The sequence below is a fragment of the Exiguobacterium sp. UBA3491 genome (assembly GCF_002377745.1).
Taxonomy (GTDB): domain Bacteria; phylum Bacillota; class Bacilli; order Exiguobacteriales; family Exiguobacteriaceae; genus Exiguobacterium_A.
Genome location: NZ_DFQK01000018.1, coordinates 1,387 through 12,749, shown reverse-complemented (window position 1 = coordinate 12,749; position 11,363 = coordinate 1,387). Strand labels below are relative to the sequence as shown.

Below are 11,363 nucleotides of genomic sequence, written 5' to 3'. Positions count from 1 at the left end.
CATAGACATCGGTAAACGTGTTGTAGAGCGCGACGGGTGCTAGACGGACAATGTTCGGTGCCCGGAAATCGGGGATGATCCGGTTTTCCTTGAGTGCTTTACAGATCCGTGCCGCTTCCGGATGCTCGAGGCTGAGATGCGCCCCACGGCGTTTATCGTCGATTGGATTTCCGATGACGAAACCGTACGGTATGAGTTCCTGCTCGACAAGGTCCATCATGTACTGCGTCAGCGCAAGGGACTTCGTTCGGACGGCTTCAATACCGACTTCGTCAAACATCTCTAACGCACCGATTTGTGGGGCGAGACTTAAGACGTGTGGTGTTCCAATCTGGAAAGCGCCTGCGTGCGAGGCCGGTGTCATCGTGTGATCCATGTCAAACTGTTTATCCTTGCGCGAACCGAACCAGCCCGTCAGCCCGGGCAACGTTCCGAAATGACGTTCGTGGACGAATAATCCACCGACTGTTCCAGGGCCGCCGTTCAAGTGCTTGTAATTACACCAGTAAGCAAAGTCGACGCCCCAGTCATGGAAAGCGTGCGGAACGGCTCCGACGGAATGACAGCCATCAAAACCAATCAAGATGCCGCGGTCGTGTGCCGCTTTCGTTAAACGCTCCATATCGAGAATCTGTCCGCTTCGGTACAGCACGGCAGGCAAGACAATCAAAGCGATATCGTCTGTCATCGCGGCAATGATATCGTCCTCATCTAAAAAGCGACCATCATGACTTGGTACTTGGACGAGATGTGTCTCTGGATCCAGTCCGCGTAAACGAAGCTGACTTTGTAAAGCATAGATGTCCGACGGGAACGTCAGCGCATCCGCTAAAATCTTATCTCGTCCTTCTGTTGGTTGGAAAAATGTCGCGACGAGTTGATGTAGATTGACGGTCGTCGAACCGGTGACCATGACTTCTTCCGCTTGTGCGCCGACAAGCGGAGCGTTGAGGACAGCGAGACGTTCTGATAATTCGAACCAAGGATGACGTCCTTTCATCCAGCCATCGATCCCGAGCTCTTTCCAGGCTGATAGCGACTCGAGCAACGTCTTCTCGGCACGCTTCGATAATAAACCGAGCGAGTTTCCGTCCATATAGATACTACCCGGTTGCAGATAAAACTCATCACGATAGGTGGACAATACATCTTGCTCGTCCCGAGCAACGGCATCGGTCCGTTTTGCTTGCAGTGTCATACGTCATCCTCCTCAAATGAATACTCAATCAATTTTGACAAAAGCGTAGCAAACAAATTGACATTGTGTCAATATTATCGAATAGAGAAAACAAAAGGAGTGAAGGACATGTCATCTTCTCAACCAGAAAAAATCGATAAACGGCATCTGCGCACAGTGCGGACACGCGAAAAACTGTTGAGTGCGGCACGTGACGTCTTCTTAGAACAAGGGTTTCAAACGTCAACGATTTCACAAGTAATCAAACAAGCTGGCGTCGGCTACGGAACAGCCTACGTGCATTTTGAAGGGAAAGATGAGTTGCTCGTCGTCCTGATGGAAGATGTCATGAGTCGTTTCCATGCGATCGCGGAACGAACATTTGAACCGACGACGTCGCTAGAGGCAAAGGAACGTATCGTGACGCAAGCTACGGATTTCTTACGTCTCGCGGAAGAAGAACGAGCGATGCTACGGATCGTCGAGCAAGCAATCGGCGTCTCTTACATCGTCCGTGCGAAATGGAAAGCGATTCGAGAACGCTTCATTGATCGGATCAGTCAGGATATCCAGTATGCGCAGGAGACAGGACTTGCGCGGCAGGATGTCGACTCGAAACTCGTCGCCCGTGGTTGGTTCTTTGCGAATGAGATGTATTTATTCGAAGTCGTCCGCGAAGAGGCGACAGCGACGATCGAAGAGATCGCACACGTCTTAGCGACGATTTATACGCAAGGACTCTACCGGATCGAGGATTGATGAACGGACAGGAAGGGAACGTTTCAAAGTAGAAGGGAGCGTGACCGGGATGGCGTTTGATTACGATCTCGATTTCAAGACGACGGATTTTCGTAAGGAGCCGGAAAAGTACCGGGTTGGACGCGGGGAGCAAGGGGTCTTACTCGTCGAACCTTACAAAAGTGAGATTTTGCCGCATTGGCGTTTTAAGACGCCGGATATCGCGAAGGAATCGTCTGAGAAAATTTATGAGATGTATTTAGCTTATAAAGAAGACGGGGACTTCGTCGGCATGGATATGGCGCGGAAGTTCATTCAGATGGGACATACGCGCGCGCGACGTTACGCGAACTACAAGGGTGGGCGCAAATATAAAGATAAAGAGACCAAAGAATTACACACACGCGAAATCGACGAAGAAAAAGCAAAATCCGCGGCCATCTTCCAAGAAAAATGGGATTTGATTCGGGCGGACGAAGAATACCTTGAACTCAAACGTGCGCATCAAAAGCAGTACGGATAAGTCATTTCAAAATAAAGGGAATCGATTCAAACCATGCGATACTGAAAAGAAAACGGGAGGCATAAGGATGAACCGTTGGTGGATTCCGCTGTATCCGATTGGTCTATTTTTACTAGTTGATCACTTTTTCTATGATATTTCATTGATATGGCTTATCATGCTTGGTATTGTGAGCATCCTTTTAAGTATCCGTCCGAAGCGACCATCCTTTTCGTCATATCGTCCATTAATGATTGGGACGTTTTTGATCGGCTGCGGTCTGATGCCATGGTTGACGCTGGATTTTACAGGAGTCGTCTTCGTCTTCTTGTTAACAGAAATCGTTGCGAAACTGCTCGTGTCAGTAACAGAGGAACAATTCGTATGACGAATGAATAGGGATAAATGAAATAGCCTCGATTACTCTGTCTGATAGGATAGAGTAATCGAGGCTATTTTTGATTCATTTAAGAACTCTGTTCGACCTTGGCAATTAATCGTGCTTGACGTTTTTGCCAGATGAATGATCCGATGAACGTCACGACAAGGAAGATCAGACCAAGTGCGAATGGATAGAAAATGTTGACGTCATACAGTACACCGGCAAGCGTCGGTCCGAGCACGTTCCCGATACTCATGTAGGCGTTGTTCATTCCCATAGCAAAGCCTTGCTCATTACCAGCGAGCTTTGAAATCATCGTATTCAAGACGGGACGTAAAATCGATGTCGCAAGGAAGATGACGAGGGTAATCGCAAAGAATCCACCGTAACTTGATGTCAATAATGACAACAGGAAGCCGAGTGCTGCGATGAACAGGAACAGGTTCAGGACCTTTCCTTCGCCTAAATTACGGGATAACTTATCGACGATGAAGATTTGAGCAATGACGCTGATGATTCCAGTTGACGTCACCATGATCGCGATGTCCTTCGGTGAAGCACCGAATTGATCATCAACGAACAGACCGAGTACCGATTCGTATGCCATGAGACCAAAGCTCATGACGAGTGTAATGACGAGCGGTACGAAGTACGGTTTTTTAAACGATGTCCCCAGTTTCTTAAGCATCGATCCTTCATCTGGTGCCATCGCTGTTGCATCGTGTTGTTCGCTTTCTTGAAGTAACAAGACGCTGAATAAGACGGCTGCACCCGAGACGATCGCTGAGATGAGCAATGGCAATTTTAAGTCATACTCGGCAAGGAATCCACCGATTCCTGGACCGATGACGATCCCGAGTGACATCGCAGCTGAGACATAGCTGTTTCCTTTTGCACGTTGATCCATCGTCGTGATGTCCGCAACGTAAGCAAAAATCGCTGGAATCAGGAGTGCGGCACCGGCACCGCCGATTGCGCGCGAGATGTAGAGGACCGTGACAGAGTTTGAGAAATAGAAGACAAACATCGAGAGCGTCAAGCCGACCAATCCATAGATGATCATCTTACGACGACCATATTGATCTGCCCATTTACCAGCAATCGGTGACATGACGAGCTGTGCTCCGGCAAAGATGGCAATCATTAATCCAGCCGCCGTCCCACCTTGTCCAATCGACGCTAAGTAAGCGGGTAGAATCGGAATGATGATCCCGAAGCTCCCGACCGCAATAAACATATTGATCATGAGGACCGTTAATTTTTTTCGTTGATCCGCGTGCAAGGGGACCCCTTCTTTCGACTCGCTTTTTGTAAGCGGTTATTTGTTTCACTTTCATTATCTTAGATTCAAGCTAAAGCGCCTGTCAATCATGAAGAATTTCTCTAACAGAAAAACGTTCCGATTGCGTCTCCATTTGGGGAGAGAGACGTCATCGGAACGTTTTTATTTTGAATTGGGGCTTGATTGGCGCGAGCAGGGGTAGCTCGCAGAATGCGCACCTCTTAAAAGTGCGTCAACTTGTCCTTCAGGGACGTTCTCGGTTTGACAGGTGGAACGAGGGCTGGCCAGCCGATTTGAATGACGCCGAGAACTCGTTCATTTTCTGAAGCGTGAACGATTGAAGCATATTCTGGTGTAAACCAATGTTTTCCGCTCTTCCAGCAGCAACCAAGGCCGCGCTCTGTCGCCACCAACTGTAGATTTTGAATCATGGCAGCTGTTGCGAGTGTATCCTCTAGCTGTTGATCCGGTGTCCCTTGTACCTGACAAAGTACTGTTAAGTAAACCGGGACTTCCCGTAATTTTTGTTCAGCCTGTTGACGTTGTTCAGATGTTTTCGTCTCGAATTGACCACGCGCTGTCAGTAACTCCATCAAAGCATCGACGTACCGAGTTTGTCCCTCTTCGATTGCGAGAACAAAACGCCAAGGTTCTCGTAATTTATGATTCGGGGCATACATCGCCGTTTCGAGTAATGCCTCTACTAATTCGACTGGAACTGGTTGTTCCGTATAAGACCGGATGGACCGGCGTGTTTCAATCACTTGTTGGACATGCATCCGTTTCATCTCCTCACTGAGTACTTTTTCACTATAGATGATAACGATTATCATTGTCAATATTATTTGTCAGAAAACAAAAAGACGATTCCTAAGAAGAAATCATCTTTCGTTGAATTTGTATTAAGAGGCTTTTCGTTCCTCTTCTTGAGCAACAGTCGTTAGTTTCTTTTTCATGAGACGAATCCGGTACAACGCAAATAAATAATGGGCGAAATAAATCGTGAATCCCATGAAAAGCGTTAATGCTACATGAATCTGAACGCCAGGAACAGCATGAAGCTGAATGAAGAGCAAGACAGCCATTGCCATCGTATAGAGCACCATTTCCACCGATTGTGGCATGACGCGTTGACGTTTTAGGAAAAAGGAACGCATGAGTGGTAGGACGACGAGACTGACGAGACGATCGACCAGACCGATGACGAGCACACTGATCACCATCGCTAAACCATTTTCAAAAGTGATTAATCGTGGAAAAACAAGATATGTGACGAGTAATAGTGGTCCAACTAACAAAAAGATTGAAATCGAGGCACGTGCAAAGACGAAGAGCCCGTTGACACTTGTTAAAAAGGCGCGAAAAATCTTTTGCGACCAAGGCGATGGTCGACCGACTTGCCAAGCAAAACAACAAGCAAAGATAAACGCATAAAATTGCAGAAAGGCAACCATAAAGCATCTCCTTTAGATATGAAACTCATTGTCCCTAGTGTATCGATTTTAAGAGAGAAGTGCAAAGAAGAACTTTTCACGAAGTATAGCAAAAGACCAGCTGATATGACATCAACTGGTCCTTCATGAATCAATCCAGATTTGGTTCTTTTTTTCCGTGCAAGAAGAAGGACAGAATCAATGCGAGCGCAGATAAAACGGTCGCAATCCAGAACGCGTCAGTGATCCCTTGGATCGTTGCTTGTTTTGTCAGCATCGTAAACCAACTCGTTGAAGCAGCTTGTGAGCTACCCAGCTGTTGTCCAAGATCGTTTAAATGTTGCGAAAGCGTCGGGTCGAGCGTCGTGAACTGATTCGCATCGTCTGCCAAGTGAGCCGTCGTTTGACGGGTCATGACGGTGACGAGAATTGCCGTTCCAATGGAGCCGGCGACTTGACGAAGTGTGTTTTGGGTTGCGTTTCCGTGCGGGATCATCTTCATCGGTAAGGCATTCATTCCGGCAGTCATGATCGGCATCATGATGAATGCCATACCGAATGACCGAAGCATGTAGATGCCCATGATGGAGTAATACGACGTATCCATGTTCAATTGCGTCAATTCCCATGTCCCGTACGTCATCAACGTCAAACCGAAGATGGCGAGCGGACGGATACCGAAGCGGTCAAATAAACGACCAGCAATCGGTCCGGTGATTCCCATGATCAGTGATCCTGGCAATAGAAGTAGACCGGAGTCGACCGGTGAAAATCCACGAATACTTTGAAGGTAAATCGGTAAAAGCAACATCCCACCGAACAAGGCCATCGTGACGATGACGTTGATGAAGAGGGTAAATGAAAATTCCGGAACCTTCAAGACGCGAATGTTTAACATCGGATCTTCCATCGACAGCTCACGCATTGCAAAAGCAGCGATTCCGATTAAACCGATGACGATTGAGCTGATGACGATCGGACTATCCCAACCGTCATTCCCAGCTTCACTAAATCCATAAAGGAGACTGCCGAACCCAATCGTACTGAATAAGACACCAAGTGCATCAAAAGAAGGTTTCGAGAGTGGCTGTGTCAGTCGGAACCAAGCCGTACCGAGTAGCAATGTCACTAATCCAAAGAACGACATCGCATAAAACATGACGTGCCAATCATAGTTTTGGATGACATATCCCGTGATCGTTGGTCCGACTGCTGGAGCGAGAATCATCGCGATTCCGAGCATTCCCATGGCAGCGCCACGCTTATGCGGTGGGAACAATGTCATGAAGACATTTGATCCGAGTGGCATTAAGATACCAGCACCTGCCGCCTGAACGACACGCCCGATCATCATGACCGGGAAGTTCATCGCCATCGAACAGATGATTGATCCCAAGAAAAAGAGTGTCATCGAAGCGAGGAACAACTGGCGGAACGTATAACTGCGCATTAAAAAAGCACTGATCGGAATCAAGATCCCGTTGACGAGCATGAAACCTGTCGTCAACCACTGGGCAGTGGACGTCGACACGTTGAAGTCATTGATTAGAACCGGTAACGCGACATTAATCAACGTTTGGTTCAAAATAGCAATGAACATACCAATCAGTAAGACCGTCAGTACTTTCGGAATACTGACGTTTTCAGTCGATACTTGTTTTGAAGGTGCTGCGACTGGTGATGTCACGGTCATCGTCGGTTCCGTCTCGAGGGACTCCTCAAGTGTTGGTCCGTCAGTGGCCAGTGCGATGTCGGATTGACGATTCCGGCGGGCGATCCAGTTGACGCCGATGATGATCAGAATCGTGAACGCACTATATCCGAACAAGAAGGTAGTAGACATGAATGTCCCTCCTTAATCCTTATGAATGCGGACGGTCACATTCATACCAGGTCGAATGTCGAGTGATTTTTCTTGCGAGAGTGATACTTTAACTGGAATGACTTGTGCGACTTTCGTGTAGTTCGCATTTCCGTTTGAAGAAGGCATCATCGAGAACGTCGAAGCTGTCGTCATTCCGATCTGCTCCACTTCACCAGAAAGTGTCGTGTCAGGATAGCTGTCGACATACACGTCAACGGTTTGTCCGACTTTGATTTCATCGATTTCTGTTTCTTCGATGTTCGCTGTGACCCAAAGGTCGTTTAAGTCAAAACCATAGGCAAGTGGTGTACCGGCTGCGACGAAGCCGTTCTTTGTCGCCATCGACTGAACGATCGTTGCCTTCGCAGGCATCGAAACAGAAAGATCTGTTGGTTTTTGTCCAGCTTGCGCAGTCATGATGTGACCAAGTGTTGCACCGCTGTCGAGCAATTCGCCTGTTTTAGCAGACCAGTCCGTTAATTTACCAGCGCTTGGGCTAGCAATCGTTATCATTTTGCCATCGATTTTCGCATTGTCTGTTTTGACATAGCTTGTTGCTTGATCGTAATAGTAGTATCCGACGACCCCACCACCGATCAAAACGATGAGTGTAACGATATTAATGATTAGTAATTTTTTCATACTCATGGGTGTGTTAGCATCCTTTCTTGTGTACAATCGATTCAAAAAAAGTACTCCTCTGGGGGGAGGAGTAATTAATATAGTTAATTATATGGATAGTTAGATAACAAACAACCAACAGTTTCCGACAAAATGTTGGAAAAATAAATGATAACGGATTCATTTTTAAAAAGATGATGGAAAAGGAGTGAAATGCACATGAAAGAGAGCCGTGATCCACGACCAAAACGGTCACGTGACCGTATTACGATGGAATTGTTTCGTTTACTGAAGACAAATAGCTTTTCGAGCATCACCGTCAAGATGCTGACGGATGGGGCGGGTGTGAACCGCTCGACCTTTTATGCGCACTACACAGATAAATATGATTTGCTTGACCAAATCGTTGAGGAACAGATGATGGCGCTCGAACAAGCGATTCGGATTACAGGTACAGGCACCGTATTTCCGACAGTCGAACAGGTCAGTCGTTATTTTGCTCGTTTGTTCATTCACATTGAAGAAAACGAATTGTTTTATCAGACGATGCTCGTTCAAGGACCGATCAAAACGTTCATCTCTCGTTTTCTTGATACATTGAAAGAAAATTATCGCCTCGTCTTTCGATCCCAAGTCGCAGAGGATGCGACTTTCGTCGATCGGGATTTGTTACTGAACTATGTCATTGGTGGACAGTTAGGATTATTGATTTCCTGGTTACGAAACGGTCGGCCATATTCATCCGCATATATGGCGGAACAATTGAGCCGGATGATCGTCTTTGGAATGGTTGAAAGCATCGGTTTTCCGAAAGAAACGGAATAAGGTCATAGAAAAAGACACTCCCGATAGGAAGTGTCTCGTATTCAAGCTTGTCGGAAGGCAAGTTCCTTCGTATAAATCGTACTTCGGTTTCGTCCGCTTTCTTTTGAGTAATACAACGCTTTATCTGCTTGTTGTAATACTTCTAAAGACGTATGGGAACCACTAGAATGTGCAATCCCAAGCGAAATCGTGATTTGCAGATCAGGTACGTCTGCCGTCGGGAACAGGTTGCGTGCGACCGTCATCCGAGCCAACTCTGCGATTTTTTGAGCTTCTTTAGCTGTAGTGCTTGGTAAAATGATCAAAAACTCTTCACCACCGTATCGTCCGACGAGGTCATCCGGTCGTGTTAAGGAAGCGAGTGTCATGCCGAGTTGACGTAGGACATCATCTCCGGCGTCATGACCATATGTATCATTGACGTGCTTGAAGAAGTCGATATCAATCAAGACAAGTGAATACCCTTGATCCGTTGAACCGACAAGTGACAGTGAATCATCGAGACGGCGCCGATTGGCAAGTCCGGTCAAAGCATCCGTCATCGCTAGTTTTTGTTGATACTGAATGTTTTCGAAGTGACGGCGTAATTCCGTCAGCAGTCGAAAAGCAACAAAGCCAGCTAATAGATTAAAGAAGATATAAGCGATTGAAATTTTAAAGAATGTCGACCAACTGTTTGTCAGGATATAGATGGCAGGTAACGAATAGAGAACACCAATTGACACCAATAATTGAAAATGGCGTGTCGAGACATGAACGAATCGACGTACGATTCCGATCGTCGTAATGATTAAGACGATAATCAGTGTGGACAGATAAAAACCCTCCATTTGATCGACGGGTGTCAAAAAGTAACGTGTCCCGATGATCATTATACCGGCGACGATGGCGCTCGGGAAACCACCGAATAGCATAGCGATCGCGACTGGGATGATTCGTAAATCCACACGGGCGACATCGATCTGAATGCCATTGAATATCAACAAAACTGCAGTCAGACCACAGACACTTCCCAATATGAGGCGTGTACTCCAGCTGGAATTCAGCGAAATACGTGGTCGATTCCGAAATGGTAAGAATAAGAGAGTAATCGTCGTGAACAGTAGACAAAAGTTAATGATGAATTGATTCATGATGGACAACAAATCCTCCCAACTCCCCAGCTAACAGATTTCCATATATATACTCCAGTATACTCATCTAGGTAACGGTTAGACAGAGGTAAATGTTTAGATAAAACATAAAAAACGGTAGAAAATCTACCGTTTTTTATGAAGACGAAGTGAGCGTATCCTCATCCATCGTCAGTAAAATCTTATCGAAGACGCGAATCATCGTTTCCAGTTCTTCTTCTGTTAAAGTTCCGAAGCGATCTTGTAAATAGTTTCTTCGGACGACCTCGAGTTCCCGAAAAGCACGCTCTCCGTCATCCGTCAAAGCAAGGACAATCGAGCGACGATCTTCCGTCGAACGCGTCCGTGTGACATATCCTTGTTTATAGAGCTTATCCGTTAAAGCAGTGACTTGACTCGTCGCCAGCTCAAATTGTTCCGCAAGAAGTGTCGGACGCTGGGGACCGTTTTCTGAAAGACTCCGTAAGATGAAAAATTCGCTTCGGGTTGCTGTTCCTTCAAATAGTCGATTAAGTTCACGTCGCAGGGTACGAAGAATGACACGCATTTGTTCCTCGAGTCGGTAAGTCAGCAAATCACGTTCCTGTGGCATGCAAGCAGCATCCTTTCTCTCAGTGGACTTCTATCATTTAGTGTACTAAACATATCGGATTTTTACCATCTACTACCCCAGATTCAAAAAAGGCAATTGACAATTTCGTGGCGGTTTGTGTAATATGGCGTAGTAATAACTAATTTAATTCAGTTCTCACTCAACCAGTGGGATGGAGGTTGCAGTTCTTAAGAGTACGGTTATGGATGTCGTCAAGCGACAAATGAAGTGACCTGAAAGGAAGAATTGCCGAAATCAATCATCGCTTTGAAGATGATCGATTGGGATTAGGTCGAATAGGTCTAATACTGTCACAAGTCGGGTATCACTCACTTGTGGAGAGCTATCTTTCACGACGGTAGAATGAGGCGCATTCATTTTATTATGTTGCGTTCTCATCTTCCATCTGGAAGATGAGGGCGCTTTTTGTTTTTTCATTCAAAAAGTGTCCTCTCAAAAAATCTAAACAGAGAGAAGCGAACGAAATGAACAAACTAGATGTGAAACAAACAACAGATTCGACAGCCGAAGGATTAAAACGTGGATTACAAGCCCGTCACATGTCGATGATTGCCATCGGTGGGGCAATCGGAACAGGACTTTTCATCGCGTCCGGTGCTTCCGTTGCAGCAGCAGGACCAGGTGGTGCACTTATATCGTATGCAATCGTTGGTCTGATGGTCTACTTCCTAATGACAAGTCTTGGCGAAATGGCGGCTTATATGCCTGTCGCCGGATCCTTCTCGACATACGGGACAAAATTCGTCGATCCCTCATTCGGCTTTGCCCTCGGCTGGAACTACTGGTACAACTG

Annotated in this window: 13 protein-coding genes and 1 riboswitch; of the genes, 5 read left to right on the top strand and 8 right to left on the bottom strand. The window is 46.4% G+C overall.

Annotation, left to right across the window (positions count from 1 at the left end):
* The coding region (gene kynU, locus B4F99_RS06350) for a kynureninase (RefSeq protein WP_290756062.1) at nucleotides 1-1,198 on the bottom strand (1,198 nt) is incomplete at its 3' end.
* Between the two features lie 108 nt (nucleotides 1,199-1,306).
* On the opposite strand from kynU, the gene B4F99_RS06345 reads away from it, so the two are divergent.
* The 3 genes from B4F99_RS06345 (at nucleotide 1,307) to B4F99_RS06335 (ending at nucleotide 2,805) form a co-directional block, all read left to right on the top strand.
* On the top strand, nucleotides 1,307-1,936 hold the full coding sequence (locus tag B4F99_RS06345) for a TetR/AcrR family transcriptional regulator (protein WP_290756060.1): 630 nt from the start codon (nucleotides 1,307-1,309) through the stop codon (nucleotides 1,934-1,936).
* A gap of 49 nt (nucleotides 1,937-1,985) precedes the next feature.
* Nucleotides 1,986-2,438, top strand: a complete 453-nt coding sequence (locus B4F99_RS06340) for a DUF4385 domain-containing protein (protein ID WP_056064504.1) — start codon at nucleotides 1,986-1,988, stop codon at nucleotides 2,436-2,438.
* 67 nt (nucleotides 2,439-2,505) lie between these two features.
* Nucleotides 2,506-2,805: a hypothetical protein gene (locus B4F99_RS06335; protein ID WP_214856289.1), complete on the top strand. Its 300-nt coding sequence runs from the start codon at nucleotides 2,506-2,508 to the stop codon at nucleotides 2,803-2,805.
* 79 nt (nucleotides 2,806-2,884) lie between these two features.
* Here the strand turns inward: B4F99_RS06335 and B4F99_RS06330 are convergent, their stop codons facing one another.
* The 5 genes from B4F99_RS06330 to B4F99_RS06310 all read right to left on the bottom strand — a co-directional run bounded on the left by B4F99_RS06330 (nucleotide 2,885) and on the right by B4F99_RS06310 (nucleotide 8,026).
* On the bottom strand, nucleotides 2,885-4,081 hold the full coding sequence (locus tag B4F99_RS06330; RefSeq protein WP_214856288.1) for an MFS transporter: 1,197 nt from the start codon (nucleotides 4,079-4,081) through the stop codon (nucleotides 2,885-2,887).
* A gap of 221 nt (nucleotides 4,082-4,302) precedes the next feature.
* Nucleotides 4,303-4,860 carry a nitroreductase family protein gene (locus tag B4F99_RS06325; protein WP_035411506.1) on the bottom strand — a complete coding sequence of 186 codons (558 nt, stop codon included), beginning with the start codon at nucleotides 4,858-4,860 and terminating at the stop codon, nucleotides 4,303-4,305.
* 123 nt (nucleotides 4,861-4,983) lie between these two features.
* Nucleotides 4,984-5,535: a hypothetical protein gene (locus B4F99_RS06320; protein WP_290756057.1), complete on the bottom strand. Its 552-nt coding sequence runs from the start codon at nucleotides 5,533-5,535 to the stop codon at nucleotides 4,984-4,986.
* Nucleotides 5,536-5,665: 130 nt separating this feature from the next.
* The gene (locus B4F99_RS06315) at nucleotides 5,666-7,357 is read right to left on the bottom strand and encodes a DHA2 family efflux MFS transporter permease subunit (RefSeq protein WP_290756056.1); all 1,692 of its coding nucleotides are present in this window, start codon (nucleotides 7,355-7,357) and stop codon (nucleotides 5,666-5,668) included.
* Nucleotides 7,358-7,369: 12 nt separating this feature from the next.
* On the bottom strand, nucleotides 7,370-8,026 hold the full coding sequence (locus B4F99_RS06310; RefSeq protein WP_290756055.1) for an HlyD family secretion protein: 657 nt from the start codon (nucleotides 8,024-8,026) through the stop codon (nucleotides 7,370-7,372).
* Between the two features lie 192 nt (nucleotides 8,027-8,218).
* On the opposite strand from B4F99_RS06310, the gene B4F99_RS06305 reads away from it, so the two are divergent.
* Entirely contained in the window at nucleotides 8,219-8,824 is a 606-nt protein-coding gene (locus tag B4F99_RS06305) for a TetR/AcrR family transcriptional regulator (protein WP_290756054.1), read from the top strand.
* 41 nt (nucleotides 8,825-8,865) lie between these two features.
* Here the strand turns inward: B4F99_RS06305 and B4F99_RS06300 are convergent, their stop codons facing one another.
* Both B4F99_RS06300 and B4F99_RS06295 read right to left on the bottom strand, forming a co-directional pair.
* Complete coding sequence (locus B4F99_RS06300; RefSeq protein ID WP_290756053.1) at nucleotides 8,866-9,957, bottom strand: diguanylate cyclase; 1,092 nt, start codon at nucleotides 9,955-9,957, stop codon at nucleotides 8,866-8,868.
* Between the two features lie 136 nt (nucleotides 9,958-10,093).
* On the bottom strand, nucleotides 10,094-10,549 hold the full coding sequence (locus B4F99_RS06295) for a MarR family winged helix-turn-helix transcriptional regulator (protein WP_290748404.1): 456 nt from the start codon (nucleotides 10,547-10,549) through the stop codon (nucleotides 10,094-10,096).
* A 165-nt stretch (nucleotides 10,550-10,714) separates the two neighbouring features.
* Nucleotides 10,715-10,903, top strand: a riboswitch (Lysine riboswitch).
* 131 nt (nucleotides 10,904-11,034) lie between these two features.
* Between B4F99_RS06295 and B4F99_RS06290 the strand changes: the two genes are divergently transcribed.
* On the top strand, nucleotides 11,035-11,363 hold a 329-nt coding region (locus tag B4F99_RS06290; RefSeq protein WP_290756051.1), incomplete at its 3' end, for an amino acid permease.

Coding starts and splice junctions, on each gene's coding strand:
- B4F99_RS06345 (WP_290756060.1), top strand. CDS start 1,307: ATGTCATCTTCTCAACCAGAAAAAATCGATAAACGGCATCTGCGCACA.
- B4F99_RS06340 (WP_056064504.1), top strand. CDS start 1,986: ATGGCGTTTGATTACGATCTCGATTTCAAGACGACGGATTTTCGTAAG.
- B4F99_RS06335 (WP_214856289.1), top strand. CDS start 2,506: ATGAACCGTTGGTGGATTCCGCTGTATCCGATTGGTCTATTTTTACTA.
- B4F99_RS06325 (WP_035411506.1), bottom strand. CDS start 4,860: ATGCATGTCCAACAAGTGATTGAAACACGCCGGTCCATCCGGTCTTAT.
- B4F99_RS06320 (WP_290756057.1), bottom strand. CDS start 5,535: ATGGTTGCCTTTCTGCAATTTTATGCGTTTATCTTTGCTTGTTGTTTT.
- B4F99_RS06315 (WP_290756056.1), bottom strand. CDS start 7,357: ATGTCTACTACCTTCTTGTTCGGATATAGTGCGTTCACGATTCTGATC.
- B4F99_RS06310 (WP_290756055.1), bottom strand. CDS start 8,026: ATGAGTATGAAAAAATTACTAATCATTAATATCGTTACACTCATCGTT.
- B4F99_RS06305 (WP_290756054.1), top strand. CDS start 8,219: ATGAAAGAGAGCCGTGATCCACGACCAAAACGGTCACGTGACCGTATT.
- B4F99_RS06300 (WP_290756053.1), bottom strand. CDS start 9,957: ATGAATCAATTCATCATTAACTTTTGTCTACTGTTCACGACGATTACT.
- B4F99_RS06295 (WP_290748404.1), bottom strand. CDS start 10,549: ATGCCACAGGAACGTGATTTGCTGACTTACCGACTCGAGGAACAAATG.